This is a genomic window from Actinokineospora cianjurensis (assembly GCF_003663795.1).
Taxonomy (GTDB): Bacteria; Actinomycetota; Actinomycetes; order Mycobacteriales; family Pseudonocardiaceae; genus Actinokineospora; species Actinokineospora terrae.
In genome coordinates this window covers 106,154-122,770 of the sequence record NZ_RCDD01000002.1, presented here as the reverse complement: position 1 = coordinate 122,770, position 16,617 = coordinate 106,154, and the positions used below count along the sequence as shown (strand labels likewise).

Genomic DNA, 16,617 nt, shown 5'->3' with positions numbered 1-16,617 from the left:
TCAGTGAAGCGGCCCAGTGGCGCAGCCGGGCGACGTTGCGGTCGGCGACGGCGTGCAGGGCGGCCTCCAGCAGCTCGTCGAGGTCGGCGAAGTGGTACGTCGTCGACCCCAGCGGCACGTCGGCCCGCAGCGCGGCGGCGCGGTGGGTGAGTGCCTGCGGGCCGGACTCCGCGATCACCTCGACCGCCGCGGCCACGATCCTGGCGCGGCGGTCCGGGTCGCGCCTGCGCGGTGATGCCATGAAATCTCCTCCCGCGCAAGGGGTTCGCCCATGATCGTCCAACGTGCGGAACGGGCCAGGAGCGCCGAGTGTACCTCTGTACATTCCTCGCCGAGATCGCTTTCCCCGCTGGCACACGGAGTTCCCCATGGTCGAGTCCCGCACGCGAGCGCGTCCGCTATCCGGGACGCACGCCGTCGCGGTGCAGTTCGCCGCGGTAGCCGTGCTGATCGCGATCTGGGAATTGTTGGTACTGGCCGAGTTCTGGCCACCTGCCGTCCTACCGGGACCCGCCCAGGTGTGGGACCAACTGCTCGCCACCTCCAACGCGTCCAACGGGCAAGGCGGCTACGCCGGGTCCACTTTGGTCGAACGGCTGGGTGTCAGCCTCCGCCGCGTCGGCTACGGCTCCGCCTACGGGATCCTGCTCGGCGTCGGCCTCGGGCTGCTGATGGGCTTGGTGCCGGTGATCCGGGCGATCACCGAGCCGTTCGTCACGTTCCTGCGCGCGCTGCCGCCGCTGGCCTACCTGAGCCTGCTGGTCATCTGGTTCGGCATCGACGAGGAACCCAAGGTGTACCTGCTGATGGTCGCCGCCTTCCCGCCCGTCGCGGTGGCCACGGCAGCGGCGGTCACCGGGGTCAACAAGCAGTACGTGGAAGCGGCCGCCGCGCTCGGCGCCAATCGGGCCAGGGTGGTCGCGACCGTGGTGCTGCCCGCCTCCGCGCCGGAGATCCTCACCGGCATCAGGCTCGCGGTGGGCATCGCCTACAGCTCGGTGGTGGCCGCCGAGACCGTCAACGGCGCCGACGGCATCGGGGGCATGGTCCTCAACGCCCAGCGCTACAACCAGACCGCGGTGGTCATGCTCGGGCTCGTCGTCATCGGCGTCACCGGGCTGATCATCGACTCCGCCATCCTCGCCGGGCAACGCGCGCTCTCGCCGTGGCGGGGACTGGCATGAACAACCGGGAGAACCGCATGTCCGTCAGCCGCAGGTCCGTGCTGTCCCTGTTCGCCGCCGCGCCACTGCTGGCCGCGTGCGGGGTGGGCGGCGGCTCGTCGTCCGGGTCCGGTGAGCGCACCAAGGTCCGCGTCGCCTACCAGGGCTTCGCCGACAGCACGCTGCTGCTCAAGGACCAGCGCACGCTGGAGAACGCGCTGCCCGACCACGAGATCAGCTGGACCTCGTTCGACTCCGGCGCGAGCATCAACACCGCGTTCCTCGGCGGCGCCATCGACATCGCGGTGATCGGCAGCAGCCCGGCCGCCGCCGCGCTGTGCCCGCCGCTGAGCATCCCGTACCAGGTGATCGAGCTGCTCAACGTGATCGGCGACAGCGAGGCGCTGGTGGTGCGCGAGGCCAGCGGCGTCACCGACATCAAGGGCCTGGCCGGTCGCAAGGTCGCCGCGCCGTTCAGCTCGACCGCGCACTACAGCCTGCTCGCAGCGCTGGAGCAGGGCGGTGTCCACCCCGCGTCGGTGACGCTGGTGGACCTGGAGCCGCAGAACATCCAGGCGGCGTGGCAGCGCGGCGACATCGACGGCGCGTACGTGTGGACGCCGGTGCTCAGCGTGCTGCAGAAGGACGGCCTGACGCTGACCGACAGCGCGAAGCTGGCGAAGGCGGGCAAGCCGACCCTGACCTTCACCGTCGCGCGCAGGGAGTTCATCGACCGCAACGGTGTCGTGATCGACAAGTGGTTGGCCGCGACCGACGCCGCGCTCAAGCAGATCAACGCCGACCCGAAGCCGGTCGCCGAGGCCGTGGCCCGCCAGATCGGTGCCAGCGTCGAGGACGCGCTCTCGCAGCTCAAGCAGAACATCTACCTCGACCACGCCCAGCAGCGCACCCCCGAGTACTTCGGCACGCCGGAGGCGCCGGGCCAGCTCGCCGAGCAGCTGCGGTCGGCGGCGGAGTTCCTCAAGGCGCAGAAGAAGGTCGACACTGTCCCGGACCTGGCGACGTTCCAGGCGGCGCTGCGGGTGCCCCGTGGGTGAGGCGCTGGTCGAGCTGATCGGCGTCGAGCACAGCTACCGCACCAAGGGCGGCGCGGTCCCGGCGCTCGGGCCGCTGGACCTGCGGGTCGAGTCGGGCGAGTTCGTGGTCGTCGTCGGGCCGTCGGGGTCGGGCAAGAGCACGTTCCTGCGCGTGGTGTCGGGGTTCGAGCACCCCAGCGGCGGCGCGGTGCGGCTGCTGGGCCGCGCGCCGGTGCCCGGTCGTGACGTCGGTGTGGTGTTCCAGCAGCCCAGGCTGTTCCCGTGGCAGACCGTGGGCGGCAACATCGGCACCGCGTTGCGGTGGGCCGGTGTCGCGCGCGCGGATCGTCCACAGAGGACAGTGGAGTTGCTCGACCAGGTCGGCCTCGGCTCGTTGGGGCCGCGGCGGACGTGGGAGATCTCGGGTGGTCAGCAGCAACGGGTCGCGATAGCGCGGGCTCTAGCGGCCCAGCCCCGGCTGCTGCTCATGGACGAGCCGTTCGCCGCGCTCGACGCGATGACCAGGGAGCGGTTGCAGGAGGACGTACGGTCGTTGACCGACGACGCCACCCGTGGTGTCGTGTTCGTGACCCACAGCGTGGACGAGGCGGTGTTCCTGGCCAGTCGCATCGTTGTGCTCACCGACCGGCCCGGTCGCATCGCGCTCGACCTGCCCGTGCCGTTGCCGCGCACCGGGGTGTCGGCCGACGAGTTGCGTGGCTCGGCCGAGTACGCCGCGCTGCGCGGCGAGGTGGCGACCGCCGTGCGTTCCGTCGCAGCCTGAAAGGACCAGGGCATGACCGTGCTGGAGCAGTTGACCCCCACCATCGGCGCCAGGGTGAGCGGCATCGACCTCAACGATGTCCGCACCAGGGCCGACGGCGCACCGTTGCGCGCCGCGCTGGCCGAGCACAAGGTCCTGGTGTTCGACGGCCAGGACCTGACCCCGACCGCGCACCGCGACTTCGCGGCCGCGCTCGGTGAGACCACCCGCGCCCACCCGGTCGTGCCCGGCCTGGACGCCGAGCACCCCGAGATCTACGTGCTCGACGCGGGCGACGGCGGCAAGGCCCCGGTCTGGCACACCGACGTCACCTTCATGACCCACCCCCCGCTCGGATCGGTCCTGCGCGCGGTAGCCCTACCTCCGACCGGCGGTGACACCTGCTGGACAGACCTGGAGGCCGCGTACCGGTCGCTGTCGCCGTTCGTGCAAGAGCTGGCGGACAAGCTGACCGCGCTGCACGACGGCCGCAAGGACTTCGAGGAGTACCTGCGCGACCGACTCGGCGGCGAGGGCAACACCTGGGAAGGTGAACGGATCCGCTCGCTGGAGCCCGTGGAGCACCCTGTCGTGCGCGTGCACCCGGAGACGGGTCGACACAGCCTGTTCGTCAACCCCGGCTTCACCACGCAACTGCTCGGGGTGACCGAGGTGGAGAGCCGGGCGCTGCTGGACGTGTTCTTCGCCGCGATCGGCCGCCCCGAGTTCACCGTGCGACACCGGTGGTCCCCGGGTGACGTGGTGGTGTGGGACAACCGCAGCACGGCGCACTACGCGGTCGACGACTACGGCGACCAGCACCGGGTCATGCACCGGATCACCCTGCGGGGGGACAAGCCCGTCGGCGTCTGAGTGCCGCTTGTGCCTCCCCCTGGGGGAGCGGGAATGCTCACCCGCATGCCCGGCACGATCCCCATCGGCGAGTTCGCCAAGATGACGCACCTGACGGTGAAGGCGCTGCGCCACTACCACCGGCTAGGTCTGCTCGAACCCACCCGCGTCGACCCTTACACCGGGCTGCGCTTCTACGAACCGGGCCAGGTAGTCCCCGCGCGCACCATCCGGCGCCTACGCGAGCTGGACATGCCGCTCGCCGACATCAAGGCACTGCTGACCGCCCCGCGACCCGCCGACCGCGACCGGGTCCTGCTCTCGCACCTGGACCGGCTGGAGAGCGAGCTCGACCGCACCCGGGTCGCCATCGACGGGCTGCGCAGGCTGCTGGAGGAACCTGCGGCCGAGGCGGTCGTGCGCTACCGGACCGTCCCCGCGACCCCCGCGGTCGGCATGACCAGGCACGTCGTGCGCACCGAGGTCGGGGCGTTCTGCCAAGAGGCGTTCGTGACCCTGCCCGATGACGGCACCGGGCCGCTCACCGCGCTGTTCCCGGAGGAGCTGTTCACCGAGGGCGAGGGCGAGGTGACGGTGTTCCGGCCCGTCACCAGGCTCACCGCGACCCTCGTCGTGCCCGCCGCCGAGCTGGCCGTCGCCGTGCACCGCGGTCGGTACGAGGACCTGGACGAGACCTACGGCCCGCTCGGCGCGCACGTCGCCGACCTCGGGCTCGCCGTCCCCGGGCCGCTGCGCGAGATCTACCTCGACCCCCACCTCGACGTCGCCGAACGGCGCACCGAGGTCTGCTGGCCGCTGTCCCGTCACCCCCACTAGGAGAACCCCGTGCTGTCCGCCGCCCGCGACGAGTTCCACCGCCGCCTCGTCCACCTCTCCCCCGCGTCCCTCGATGCGCCCACCCCCTGTCCGGACTGGACCGCCCGCGACCTGGTCAACCACGTCGTCGCCGGTGACCGGATGACCGCGCTGCTGCTCGACGGCGGGACCGGCGCGGACGCTATCGCCGCCATGGGAACCGACTGGCTGGGCGACGACCCGCTGGCCGCGTTCACCGCCGCGGGCGAGGCCCTCGACCAGGCGATCACCATCCCGGGCGCCCTCGACCGCGTCGTCCCCCACCCGGTCGGCGCCGTGCCCGGCAAGCAGGCTTTGGAGTTCCGCGTCGCCGAGCACCTCGTCCACGCCTGGGACCTCGCCCGCGCCGTGGACGTCGACGACAAGCTCGACCCGGTGCTCGTCGAGCGGACCTGGGCGGCGATGCGCGACCTGGCCCCGGTCATCGGCACCCTCGGCATCTTCGGCTCCGGCCCCAGCGGCGCGCTCACCGAGGACAGCCCGCTGCAGGACCGCCTGCTCGACCTGTCCGGACGCCGCCCGTGAGGGCTTGCGCCTGACGCGACGTCAGGTCGTAGCGTGGCAGGCATGACGGAACGGACCTGGCGGGTGGGTGAACTCGCCGAGGCCACGGGGCTCAGCGTGCGGGCGTTGCACCACTACGACCAGCTCGGGCTGCTGACCCCGTCGCGCCGCACCACCGCCGGACACCGCCTGTATATCGACGCGGACGTCCGCCGGTTGCACCAGATCGTGGCCCTGCGCGGCTTCGGTCTGACGCTGACCGAGGTGGCGCGGCTGCTGGCGGGTGACCTGGCCGACCCGCGCGAACTCATCCGGCAGCAACTCGAGCAGGTGGAAGCCACGATCACCGCCGCCGAGCAGGTGCGCCGCAAGCTGGTCGACGTGCTCGACGGCCTGTCCGAACCGTCCGCCCAGACCTTGCTCGACCTAGTGGAAAGGATGACCACCATGGACCGCCGCCTCACCCACGAGGAGTTCGACGCCCTCAACCGGGAACGCCAGGCGTGGCGCGAGAGCCTGTCGCCCGAGCAGTTCGCCGAGCACGCGGAACGCCGACGCCAGGCGACCGCGGCGATGACCGACGAGCAGCTGCGGGAGATGCGGGAACGCCGCGCCGCCCTGGTCCCGCAGGACTAGCGGTCGCCGAACCACCTGGCCAGGTGGGTGTCGAGGTCCTGCTGGTCCTCACCGAGCCAGGCGACGTGGCCGTCGGGGCGCACGAGGATCGCGGGGGCGTCGAGCTCTTCGGTGATGGTGATGTGGTCGACGCGGTCGGACCAGCCGCCGACCGTGAGCGTGCCGGTCCGGTCGAGGAGCACGCCGCGGCCGCCGCGCAGCAGCTCGAAGAGGCGGCCCTGCTTGAGGGTGACGTCCCGCAGGCGCCTGCCGAGCAGGTCGGGGCCGTCGCCGAGGTCGTAGCGGATGTCCACGGCGATGATCTTCTCCAGCAGGTACCGGTTGACCTCCTCGAAGTCCATCAGCTCCGCGACCAGCTTGCGCACCGCCTGCGCGCCCGCGTCCAGGGACGTCAGCACGACCTGGGCGCGGGTGTTGTCCAGCACGGCGGCGGCCACCGGATGGCGTTCGGCGTGGTAGCTGTCCAGCAGGCCCTCCGGCGCGCGTCCGTCGACCTCGGCGGCGAGCTTCCAACCCAGGTTGAACGCGTCCTGCAGGCCCAGGTTGAGGCCCTGGCCGCCCTGCGGCGGGTGGATGTGCGCCGCGTCGCCCGCCAGCAGCACCCGGTCGACCCGGTAGCGCTCGGCCAGCCGGGTCGCGTCGCCGAACCGCGAGAGCCACCGCGGCGAGTGCGCGCCGAAGTCGGTGCCCGCCAGCTCCCGGACCTGCTTCCTCAGCTCGTCCAGGGTCGGCGGCACGGTCGGGTCCTCGGCGACACCGTCGGCGGGCGCGCCCAGCCGGTACACCCCGTCGCCGAGCGGCACGACCCCGAACCGCAGCTGCGTCTTGCGGACCTCCTCGACGATGGCGACGATCGTCGGCCAGTCCTCGGTCAGCTCCACCTCGCCCAGCAGCGTCTCGACCCTGGTGGGCTCGCCGGGGAAGTCGACGCCGAGCAGCTTGCGGACCTTGCTGCGGCCCCCGTCGCAACCCACGGCATACCGCGACCGCAGCCGGGTGCCGTCGGCGAACTCCAGGTTGACGCCGTCGCCGTCCTGGTCGAGGCCGGTCAGTTCCAGTCCACGCCGGATCTCGACACCGATCTCGTCGGCGTACTCCAGCAACACGCGCTCGACGACGGGTTGCGGAATGCCGAGGACGTACGGGTAGGTCGTGTTCACCCCCTCGGGCGACGGCTTGCGGATGCCTGCGAAGAAACCGCCCAACGGGTAGGTCGTGCCCAGCGGCAGGATCCGCTCCAGCAGGCCGCGCTGGTCCATGACCTCGATGCTGCGCGCGTGCAACCCCATGCCGCGGACCACTTTGGTCGGCTCGGTGTCGCGTTCGACCACGAGCACGTCCACGCCGCGCAGCCGCAGTTCGGTGGCCAGCATGACGCCGGTGGGTCCGGCCCCGACAACGATCACGTCACTCAACGGTTCCCCCGATTGTTTGTGCAGGTCCTGGCTTCGGCGGGAGATTGTGCAGCACCACCCCGGCCTTGCCGCAAGACCCCCTGTGCGCTATATGTTGGAGGGGGCGGGGGACATCGCGCGCGCTGATGCCACGATGGGGTGCATGTCCGACTACGACGGCTTCGCCGAGGCATACGCGGCAGGCAACGAGACCAGCCTCGAGAACGCCTACTACGAACGCCCCGCGACCCTGGCCCTCGCCGGAGACGTGACAGGCAGGCGAATCCTCGACGCCGGGTGCGGCGCGGGCCCACTGTCGGCGGAGCTGATCTCCCGAGGCGCCGATGTGTCCGGATTCGACCAAAGCGCCGAGATGCTGGCACTGGCCCGCCGCCGCCTCGGGTCCGATGTGGACCTCCGAGTCGCCGACCTCGCCTCACCATTGCCCTACCCCGACAACATCTTCGACGATGTGGTTGCTTCCCTAGTGCTGCACTATCTCCAAGACTGGGCCCCACCCCTGGCCGAACTCCACCGCATCCTCAAACCCGGCGGCCGCCTCATCGCCTCGGTAAACCACCCCACCGCCGACTACTGCCTCGAACGCCTCTCCGGCCGCAGACCCGACTACTTCACCACCTACCCCTCCCCCGCCGAATGGACCACCGGCGGCCAGACCATCAAAGTCACCTTCTGGAACCGCCCCCTCCACGCCATGACCGACGCCTTCACCACCGCACACTTCCGCCTCACCACCATCGCCGAACCCCAACCCCTCCCCACCGCCGCCCCCCTCTACCCCGACGGCTACCCCTTGCTCACCACCGCCCCCAGCTTCCTCTTCTTCGTCCTCCACGCCGAATAACCGCCCCCTCGGAGCATCAGCCTTTGACACCACAAGACAACGGGGCCGCGCGCAGCGAAGTCAGCTTCCGGGTCTTCGACGCCCAAGCCACCTCACCGACCGGCTGACCTCGTTGGCCCACAAGCGATCCTGGCCAACCTCCGCCGACAACGGTGTGCTGGTCGTGGAACTCGGCTCGACGGGCGACGCCCCGGCCGCGCTGCTCGGCCAGGCGATCACCCACCTGACCGCAGAGATCGACACCTTCCCGACGCGGACCTATTCCTCGGCCTGTTCTCCCCCGACACCCGCGAAGCCCAATCGTTCCCATTGCCCACCGACCTGCTGTCCCGGTGCGCCGAGCTGAACCTCCCGCTCGTACTCGACGCCTACCCACCCGCGACCGATGAGGCCCCTGAACGCGAGAACCCGACCAAGTGGCTGCGCCTGTCCACCGAAACGGACATCGCAGCCTCCCGATCTCAGAGGTCGAGGACGACACCTCGGAGTCGACCTCCGAGTTCATCCTCACCCGACTCCCGTGCCGTCCCCGACGCACTCGGCTACTACCGCGCTGCACTCGCCTACCGCGACGAGCAGCCCGACCCTGTTGCTGTCTCAGCATTGGAGTCGATGGTGCGCTCCCACAGCGAGCACTACGACCTACTCCTGCGCACCACCCTCGACCCGGACCTGCCGCTGGGCCGCAACAAGCACCGCGACCCGAACCTGGACTTCCGCGCACTCGCCGACCGGCACGTCCACCAAGTCCTGCTCGACCTGGAACTCCCGCACGAGCAACTGCACTCCGACGGCCACCAGGCTGCACTGGATCGCACGGTGGCATTCGCCAACGCGCGGCTGGCCGGGGCGGGGGTCGGGTCATGAACCTGGGACGAGACATCGTGGCCACCGTCGCCGCCGCCGACAGCCCGCTGGGTCAGGTGGCCCGTGCTGTGGATGTCTTGAGTTCTCACCTGCCCACATCACGTCAGCCGAGGGCATGTCCCTTCTGCCTGGCGGCGGGGTGGCCCTGCCGCCCGTTCCTCGACGCCGCTGAACACATCACCGACCACGGCGTGCACGTGGCCAGCCTGGTACCGCGCGATCTGCACCAGGTGTTGTGGCCCGCCAACAAGTCCACCACCCGAGCCTCCTGAACTGGTCCTCGTATGACACCAACTCAGAGCCTGCGTGGCCTGGCCATGGGCAAGCTCATCCAGAACCACATCATCGACACCGGACGCAGCCAACGAGAAGTATCCGACGCAGGCGGAATCGACCCGGCCAGCCTGTCCCGCTTCCTCAACGGCACCAGGAAACTCCCCGATGGCGATCTCTCGGTGCTGGCATGGGCTGTCGGCCTCACCTCCCGGGAGACGAGGCGTGCCCTCGTCGACATCAACCACGACCACGACGAACCCGAGTGGTGGATCAGCGACACCACCACACCACTGGCCGACGCGATCACCACGGTGATCCGCAGCCTCACCACGACAACCACATCTTTCTCGCCACACACCATCCCCACCGACCTGACACCACACCGACGCCCCGCAAAGCCCATCGCCGGTCAATACCTCATCGGCCGAGCAGCACTCGATCGCCTCAGGCACGGCAACCAAGCAGCCCATGACCAAGCCCAGTGCCTCTACCGCCACGCGGCATCCGACCGCATCACCATCCGCCTGGTGGACGAACACGACCACATCCACCCGTTCCAGCTACTCGTCCTCAACGGCGGCTACAAAACAGTCAAGGTCGACATCCTCGACACCACCCTCTACCTCGACGACATCAACAGGTTCCAGGCCGTGATCGAGACACTCAAGCAGCGCGCCGTCAACGTGACCGACTCCCTCGCCGTGCTCGGAAACCTGGCTACCTACTTCGCCGACAAGGTCTCCGCATGACCCGGCCCACACGCGGTGTGCGCGTCATCGGTGGCGACCTCCACACCGCGGTGCAGACCTGGACCCGTGCCGACAGCCACTCCATCATCCTTATCGGACTGTGCCACGTCGGTGAAACCGACTACTACGCCGCTGTAGAAGGAATCCTGGACACGCATCTCGACGCGGAAGTCCTCTGCGAAGGCGTGATCCGCGAGCAGCCACCACCCGCATTGACAGTGCGGGAACAGACCCGGCTCGCGCACCTCGACGGCTGGGGCCTGCGCCGCCTGCTGGAATGGGCCGCCGCGGCCACCGGTCTGCAACTGCAGAGTCGCGGACTCACCCGCAGGGAATACTGGCGCAACGCCGACGTCACGGCGGTGGACCTGCTGCGCGTGTCAGGACACCTACGCCGAATCGACCTACCCGACCCCGACGACATGAGTTGGCCGGACGGGCTTCAGGCCAGACGAGCGGCACGAATGCTGCGACGGCTGCTGATCCACAGCTCCCGCTGGTCGCACCTGACCGCCAGCCGCTCCACACGACTGGGGATCGTCGACTTGCGCAACATCAACGCCATCGTCGCAGCCCTGCGCATCGTCCACGACTCGCCGGTCCTGCTCCCCTGGGGCGCGGGTCACCTATCCGGATGAGCAGACTCCTGGCGCTCAACGACTTCGCAGATGCACGCGGTCCGGATCCACGGCATGCCCGACCTGATCCTGGACAGACCCGAACCCGACGAAGTCATCCACTGGGCGTCCATCACGCCCTCCGTCTCCAGCGCACACACCTGACACGGCCACCACCACCGGCCCGACGGCTGGACAGACCTCCTCGTCATCGACCACCTCACCGCACTGCCTGACCCTAACGATCCGTTGGCACCAAGGCTGGTCCTCGGCCGTGCGTCCACACTCTGGACACCATGACCACGCCGCAGACCCACACCGGTCCGACCGGGTTTCGCGCGCGACCTCGCATACCGACGCAACTTCAGTTCGAAGCGGACGCCGAATGAGTCAACCACCCCAGGACTGGGAAGCAGTCGGGCGCTGCATCGACCAACGCCTCTCCGAACTCGCCTTGACCCAAAGCGAGATGGCCGACGCCCTCGACAGGTTTCGAGTCGACCTGGCCATGATCCTCCACAACACCCGTCGCGACTGGCAGACTTCACTGTTGACGCACGACGAGGGTTAGGGAGAACGCGGTGCCCCAGGGCCGCAAGGTGCGATCACACCCGATGCTGTCCTAGGTTTGACCAGCCCTGCGGCTCTGGCCTCTAGGGCTTGCGCAATGGCCAGCAAGCGGGCAGCGAGCTGTCGTTCGGCCTCGGCCACCGTGTCGCTGCACTCGGTCCGTTCGCCGTCGAGGTCCAGCATCCTCCCGATGTAGACGGCCGTGGCATGGTTGGTCGCGGAGTTCGTCACTGCGCACCCGCACCTTCATCATCTCCTGAACCGGCCGGGTGGTGCCGTGCGCGGCACCACCCGGGGCTCGGGGTCGGGATCAGGGGCAGGTGGCCAGGACGAAGGAGATCACCGTGCAGGTGGCCGTGTCCCGGTCGTTGGCCGGGTTCGGGTCGGCGGGTGCGGAGGCCGTTCGCACGCCGGTTACCGAGACGTGGCCGAGTGAGAACAGGTGCAGCGGGACGCGGAAGGACTTGGCGGTGGCCGCGCCGTTGGCGATGGGGTCGTAGGCGCAGGTGACGGTGCCGGTCGTGGTGGTGCAGCCCGCGGAGAGGTTCGTGGCGTGGGTGCCCGGCGGGAGGGTGGCGGTCAGGGTGGCCGAGGTGACCGCGTCGGGGCCGGTGTTGTGGGCGGTCAGGGTGTAGGTGAGGTAGGGCACCAGGATGCCCAGGTGCGGCTTCGCGGTGACGTCGACGTCGATGTCGGCGGCCGGGGGGATGTAGGTGAACCGGCCGGCGACGGTGGTGCCGCCGGGGGTGGTCAGCTGGACGTCGACCGTGCCGGTCCCGGGCGGTGCGGTGGCGGCGCAGGTGGTCGCGGTGCAGGACACGCCGATAGCCGGGTTGCCAGGGCCGAAGGTGATGGCGGTGGTGCCCGCGAGGTTCGCGCCGGTGATGGTGACCGCGGTGCCACCCGCCTCAGGGCCGCTGGTGGGGGTGATCGAGGTGACCGTCGGCGGGTCCAGGGTGAAGACGAAGACGACCAGGCCGTCGCCCGCGTTGGCACCGTCGGTCACCGTGGCCGTCAGACCGGGGACGGTGGACGAGACGAAACTGGACCCGCCGCCGCCCGCACCGCCCGCACCCGCGGTGCCGGTGCCCGAGGCGGCGCCCGAGCCGCCCCGACCACCGCCGCCGTAGCCCGCGCCCCCGCGCCCACCAGCGCCCGCCCGCACCGGCACGGGATACACCGCGGTACCACCCAGTGCGTTGGGGAAACCGCCTGCGGCGCCGGATGATCCCGGGCGGGTGCCGACTCCCCCGCTGCCGCCGGGTCCACCCGCCGTGGCGGTTCCCTGGCCGCCACCGCCGCCGCCCTGGGCCACGTCCGCCAGGCCCGCGCCGTCGGCGCCCGGACTGCCGCTGTCGGCGCCCGGGGAGCCCGGGTAGCCGGGTGTGCCGACACCCGGACCACCCGCGCCGCCACCGGAGCCCGCGGTCAGCAGCGCGGTGCCGTCCGCGGTGGTGACCGCCACCAGCCCGCCGCCACCGCCGCCGATCCCGTTGTTGGGGTTCGCTTGGCCGTTGTTCCCCCGGATGCCGACCGCGACCTGGAACACCTCTCCCGGCGTGGTGGGCAGCGCCGCCACGATGTGTGCTCCCTTGCCGCCGGGGGTGCCGTCGGCGGCGTTCCCGCCCCCGGCGCCGTCGAGGGTTACCGCGGCACTGCTCACCCCGGTGGGCACGGTGACGCTGCCGGTTCCACCCGCCGCACAGGTGATCGTGATGGTGGTGCCGACCACGACCGGGTCGGCGCACGCCCCGTCGGCGTAGGCCGGGGCGGCCAGCGCCACGAGTCCGCCGGTGGCGAGGGCGGACGTCGCCGCCACCGCCAGCAGCCGGTGCCGAGCACGCGCGAATGAGGACATCGACGTATCCCTTTCTCGGTGCCGCGCGACGGTGGGAGACCGAGTGCTTCCGCTGAACCGGGTCCGCGCGGTCTTCGAGGAGCCCGGCAAGCCTGCTCCGCGGGCGACACCGCGACCACACCCCGAACGAGTGGCCGGGACACCCCGCTCGCCACCACCTCGCCGACCATCGCGGACAGTGTCGGAGACGACTGTCGACATGATCTTGAAGCGCACGATCGGCGGCAGACCGCCCGGGCACGACCACACCCGCGCGCTATTCCGACCCACGCGTCCCGACAACACCACCCGTACGGCACGCGCCGCTTGGCGGTCCGCGGAACACCCACGCCCGCAGACGTCGTTCCCACACCACAAACGGCCCAGTCACCACACCCGGTCGGTCCAGCCCGGCAGCTAGAGGGTGCGGCCGAAGGGGTCACCGCGATGTCAGTGAGCACACAGGCGGGGACCTCGTCGCTGAGCACCGCGATCGGGTCCGGGTCGTCTGGCAGCCGGAGGCGGACCCCGGTGGCGCGGGCCAGGCAGTGTTTGAAGGACGCGCTGAAGGCGGTGTCGCGATCCGCGACCTTGCCTGCCTTCATGAAATCGTTCATGAAGGCAGCGACAATAGCCGCCTCTATCGTCCTCGCCACGAGCCTTCCAGAAATAGCAGGCTCTCCAAGGATGGCGCCCGCCTATGACACGAAGGTCATCCGGTAGTACTGTGAGGCGTATTCAGGACGTCGTCCACCGGCGACTGGATGATCGCCAGGGTAGGGGTAGATGAAATCAGGTGGCGGTCCGTTTGAGAGAATCTGGTTACCACGCCGAAGGAACTCACCAGACGGACCGCCTTCATGTACCGTGCCACCGGGTTGACGCGCGATTCCGTCGAGAACCTCTTCGCCGCGATTCACCATCAGGTCGGCGATGGTCGGCCCGCACACTCGACGGCGCCCTTGCCTGGGTATCGAAACCTGTCGAAGGTCGTCACCATGACTTTCAAAGAACACAACTTCCGCCACAACAAGATCCGCGTCGCAGTCGAACGAGCCATCGCCCAACTCAAGACATGGCCAATACCGCACACCGACTACCGACGGCCATACAACACCTTTGCCGCCACCATCACCACAGTCACCGGTCCTTGACCGGGTCGCCGTCGAGGCAGGCGCACGGGCGGTAGCCGACCGGCAAGCCGAGTTCCACCTTGTCCGAGTGCAGGTCGATGGCCTGCACTCGTGGCCAGAATCCCTAGGTCTACTTCTTCGTCGGTCAACACCGATCACCTTCCGCAGGCTGGTTCTTGGTGAACTGCCCGTCCTTGTAGTGGCTCTGGCCCCGTCGGCCCCACTCTGTCATCCGGGTACCGGTGGCGCTTCTCGGCACCTGGTGCCGAGCGATCAACCGCGCCAGCGCGGGCGGCTTGGGCCTGTGCAGGAGTTCGCCAAGAACGGTCATGAGTGTCCTCTCGTAGCAACTCGGCAAGCGCCAGGGCAGGCGCTTGGAAAGCCTTCGTTGTACCGCTTGTCGCGAACACCGAGCAGTTCCGGGGACAGCAGCACGACGTCGCCGTTCCAACTGATCGTCGGGATCAGGTCGTGACGGCCGTCCGCCTTGCAGATCTCGGCGTCGTACGACAGGAACTTGGCCATGTTGTCGATCTCCCGGATGGTCATGTCCGGGTGCTCCGCGGCCCACTCGAACGTGTCCCGCCAGAAGCGCTGGGCCTGGTCGACCTCCGGTGTGATGCCGTTGACGTTGGCCGCTTCCTTCGCCTCAACGTTGAGCCCGACCCAGTGGCAGCCGAGATCGGCGAGCAAGCCAGGTCCGGCCAACTTCCGGTAGTCGGTCATACCGGAACCTAGGCAGTACCGATCGGTAATCCGGTCTCTCAGACCGAGTTGTCCCTCAGACCGGGATGCCGAGCTATTCGGCGAGCGCAGCCCCTTGACGGGCGGCGTTCGCGCGGTCTTGTCGCACGATGGCGTGCAGAACCGCGTGCGCTGCCGGGCGGTGCAGCACGTCTTCCGGTGCGGCGCCGTTCGCGGTGTGCACCGCGATCAGGGCAATGCGGGGGATGCCGAGTTCACGCGACTTCGCTCCGTGGTGAAACCGCTGTGGATGCCGGGCTCCAGCACAGCTACACAGCCCGCTGTCTCGGCCCCGAACCACCGGGGTTCGACGCCGGCCTTGTGCCAGTCCACGGTGGCGATCCCCAGGGTGGAGACCTGAATCTTCTCGCCCCAGTCGATGTCGTCGACTCGGACTGTCATGCCAGGAGCTGTGAGCCGTCGGCGGTCAGGACGTGGGTGGCAATGGCCAGGAACTCGTCGCGAGCCTGGAGCTGGTTGACGCTGCGGCCGCCGAGCAGCCGTGCCGCGAACTCGTCGGCGGGCCAAGTGGGCACAAGGCCATGGCGTGCCAAGTACAAGCCCACAGCGCGAATGCGCCACCGATCGTGGACATCGAGCCAGGCGTACCCGAGCAGCTGCCACAGCCAGCGGCAGGCGCGTTCGAGATCGTCGGTGCGGATGACGGTCTTGACATCGAGCAGGGTGTCACCGATCACCAGGTCACCATCGGCCCAGTGGTGTGCGAACACCGGCCCGGCCCAACCGAGCGCGTGCTCTTGGCCCGAGCCGCCCGCGAGGCCACGCAACCGGTCCAGGCTGCCACTCTCGTGCAGCAGCCGGGCAAGGTCGACCAACTCCTCCACCCCGGCCGCAGGCGCGACCGAGCGCAGAGCGTCCACCGACGAAGACGCACCGACCACGTCACCAAGAGAACCCGGATCACCGCTGCTGTATGCGTCTTCGAATGCCGAGACCAGCCAGAACACACGCGCCAGTCCGGCCTCGGCTCCAGGCGTGCCCAGCCGGCCCGGCGGGGCGTGCTCGGCGAGATAGCGCCGAGCACGGGCGAACCACTCTCCCAGCAGGGGTTCAGCGTGGCCACGGGCAACCTTGGTGCCAGTGGGCCCGCCGAGGTCCCGCCACCCGGTCGGACTCGGACGCTGTTCCAGAGCCCGCCGCAGCTCCTGCGGTCGCAAGCCGCTGTGCGTCGCCACTTCCCGGCCTGCGCGTCGGCCCACGCCCGCGACACCAGACCAGCGTTGACCAGCCCATAAAGGGCGTAGTACGGGGGGGCGGTTCAACCAAGGCGGCCAGGCGCGCCCCGAACGCGCCCCCGATCTCGGCCCACCACCGGCGCCCGACCCGTCGGCTCGCGGGGCGCAACCGGTTGCCGTTGTCGAGCGGCGGCGCTGATCTCAGCGGCTAGAGTCGCGGTCCCGGGCAGCCGGGACGCGCACCACGCTTCCAACGCACCACTGGGCGGTCAGGGACACAGTCGTCACCTCTCTCCCGTGGCTTGACCCTGTACTTGTAGCGCCCGTTACTCCCAACACAAGGTGATTCCCACGTTTCTCGGCGCGTTCTCGCCAGCGGCGGCTTGATGCCCGAAGACCTGGATTCGTCGACCATCCGGGCGCCCACGTCGTCGACGAACGGGTCCGCTGCCCGGCTCGGCGATTGTGGTCGCCACGCTCGGCGCGGTAGTCGGCGCGTCGGGATCCGGTGTTGGTGCGAGGTGGGTGAGCGGCAACC

General features: G+C 69.7%; 20 protein-coding genes. 15 read left to right on the top strand and 5 right to left on the bottom strand.

All coding sequences use genetic code 11. The annotated features are described in order from the left end of the window. Positions 1-16: 16 nt before the first annotated feature. The 8 genes from CLV68_RS35875 (at position 17) to CLV68_RS15215 (ending at position 5,831) form a co-directional block, all read left to right on the top strand. Positions 17-235 (top strand): hypothetical protein, encoded by a 219-nt coding sequence (locus CLV68_RS35875; protein WP_342772779.1) that lies wholly within the window; start codon positions 17-19, stop codon positions 233-235. A 133-nt stretch (positions 236-368) separates the two neighbouring features. Continuing rightward, on the top strand, positions 369-1,184 hold the full coding sequence (locus tag CLV68_RS15245) for an ABC transporter permease (RefSeq protein WP_121391299.1): 816 nt from the start codon (positions 369-371) through the stop codon (positions 1,182-1,184). Positions 1,185-1,201: 17 nt separating this feature from the next. Beyond that, positions 1,202-2,221, top strand: coding sequence for a taurine ABC transporter substrate-binding protein (locus CLV68_RS15240; RefSeq protein ID WP_121392295.1), 1,020 nt, complete (start codon positions 1,202-1,204; stop codon positions 2,219-2,221). Next, entirely contained in the window at positions 2,214-2,984 is a 771-nt protein-coding gene (locus tag CLV68_RS15235) for an ABC transporter ATP-binding protein (protein ID WP_121391298.1), read from the top strand. The genes CLV68_RS15240 and CLV68_RS15235 overlap by 8 nt, the downstream gene beginning before the upstream one ends. Positions 2,985-2,996: 12 nt before the next feature. Beyond that, positions 2,997-3,836 (top strand): TauD/TfdA dioxygenase family protein, encoded by an 840-nt coding sequence (locus tag CLV68_RS15230; protein ID WP_121391297.1) that lies wholly within the window; start codon positions 2,997-2,999, stop codon positions 3,834-3,836. A gap of 33 nt (positions 3,837-3,869) precedes the next feature. Continuing rightward, entirely contained in the window at positions 3,870-4,652 is a 783-nt protein-coding gene (locus tag CLV68_RS15225; protein WP_211346557.1) for a MerR family transcriptional regulator, read from the top strand. Positions 4,653-4,661: 9 nt separating this feature from the next. Beyond that, positions 4,662-5,216, top strand: coding sequence for a TIGR03086 family metal-binding protein (locus tag CLV68_RS15220; RefSeq protein WP_121391296.1), 555 nt, complete (start codon positions 4,662-4,664; stop codon positions 5,214-5,216). A gap of 42 nt (positions 5,217-5,258) precedes the next feature. Further along, a complete protein-coding gene (locus tag CLV68_RS15215) occupies positions 5,259-5,831 on the top strand; it encodes a MerR family transcriptional regulator (protein WP_121391295.1) in 573 nt (190 codons plus the stop codon). Here CLV68_RS15215 and rox read toward each other — a convergent pair. Continuing rightward, positions 5,828-7,246: a rifampin monooxygenase gene (gene rox, locus CLV68_RS15210; RefSeq protein ID WP_121391294.1), complete on the bottom strand. Its 1,419-nt coding sequence runs from the start codon at positions 7,244-7,246 to the stop codon at positions 5,828-5,830. The genes CLV68_RS15215 and rox overlap by 4 nt on opposite strands. A 142-nt stretch (positions 7,247-7,388) precedes the next feature. Here rox and CLV68_RS15205 point away from each other — a divergent pair, with 142 nt between their 5' ends. From CLV68_RS15205 to CLV68_RS15185, 6 genes are all read left to right on the top strand, one after another. Beyond that, positions 7,389-8,090, top strand: a complete 702-nt coding sequence (locus tag CLV68_RS15205) for a class I SAM-dependent methyltransferase (protein ID WP_246009889.1) — start codon at positions 7,389-7,391, stop codon at positions 8,088-8,090. 612 nt (positions 8,091-8,702) lie between these two features. Next, positions 8,703-8,957, top strand: a complete 255-nt coding sequence (locus tag CLV68_RS15200; RefSeq protein WP_121391292.1) for a hypothetical protein — start codon at positions 8,703-8,705, stop codon at positions 8,955-8,957. Further along, positions 8,954-9,229 (top strand): hypothetical protein, encoded by a 276-nt coding sequence (locus CLV68_RS33375; RefSeq protein WP_147460004.1) that lies wholly within the window; start codon positions 8,954-8,956, stop codon positions 9,227-9,229. Before CLV68_RS15200 ends, CLV68_RS33375 begins: the two co-directional genes overlap by 4 nt. Positions 9,230-9,241: 12 nt before the next feature. Next, positions 9,242-9,982, top strand: a complete 741-nt coding sequence (locus CLV68_RS15195) for a Scr1 family TA system antitoxin-like transcriptional regulator (protein ID WP_147460003.1) — start codon at positions 9,242-9,244, stop codon at positions 9,980-9,982. Continuing rightward, on the top strand, positions 9,979-10,620 hold the full coding sequence (locus CLV68_RS15190) for a hypothetical protein (protein WP_121391290.1): 642 nt from the start codon (positions 9,979-9,981) through the stop codon (positions 10,618-10,620). Before CLV68_RS15195 ends, CLV68_RS15190 begins: the two co-directional genes overlap by 4 nt. Positions 10,621-10,984: 364 nt before the next feature. Then, positions 10,985-11,170 carry a hypothetical protein gene (locus tag CLV68_RS15185; RefSeq protein ID WP_121391289.1) on the top strand — a complete coding sequence of 62 codons (186 nt, stop codon included), beginning with the start codon at positions 10,985-10,987 and terminating at the stop codon, positions 11,168-11,170. A gap of 309 nt (positions 11,171-11,479) precedes the next feature. Here CLV68_RS15185 and CLV68_RS33910 read toward each other — a convergent pair whose 3' ends face one another. Then, complete coding sequence (locus tag CLV68_RS33910) at positions 11,480-13,027, bottom strand: IPT/TIG domain-containing protein (RefSeq protein ID WP_170224378.1); 1,548 nt, start codon at positions 13,025-13,027, stop codon at positions 11,480-11,482. A gap of 839 nt (positions 13,028-13,866) precedes the next feature. On the opposite strand from CLV68_RS33910, the gene CLV68_RS33370 reads away from it, so the two are divergent. Next, positions 13,867-14,160 carry a hypothetical protein gene (locus CLV68_RS33370; protein WP_147460002.1) on the top strand — a complete coding sequence of 98 codons (294 nt, stop codon included), beginning with the start codon at positions 13,867-13,869 and terminating at the stop codon, positions 14,158-14,160. A gap of 124 nt (positions 14,161-14,284) precedes the next feature. Here CLV68_RS33370 and amcA read toward each other — a convergent pair whose 3' ends face one another. The 3 genes from amcA to CLV68_RS15165 form a co-directional block, all read right to left on the bottom strand. After that, entirely contained in the window at positions 14,285-14,470 is a 186-nt protein-coding gene (amcA, locus tag CLV68_RS35990) for a multiple cyclophane-containing RiPP AmcA (protein ID WP_425454851.1), read from the bottom strand. Then, on the bottom strand, positions 14,467-14,865 hold the full coding sequence (locus CLV68_RS15175; protein WP_121391288.1) for a hypothetical protein: 399 nt from the start codon (positions 14,863-14,865) through the stop codon (positions 14,467-14,469). The genes amcA and CLV68_RS15175 overlap by 4 nt, the downstream gene beginning before the upstream one ends. A gap of 416 nt (positions 14,866-15,281) precedes the next feature. Beyond that, positions 15,282-15,851: a hypothetical protein gene (locus CLV68_RS15165; protein WP_147460001.1), complete on the bottom strand. Its 570-nt coding sequence runs from the start codon at positions 15,849-15,851 to the stop codon at positions 15,282-15,284. Between the last annotated feature and the right edge of the window lie 766 nt (positions 15,852-16,617).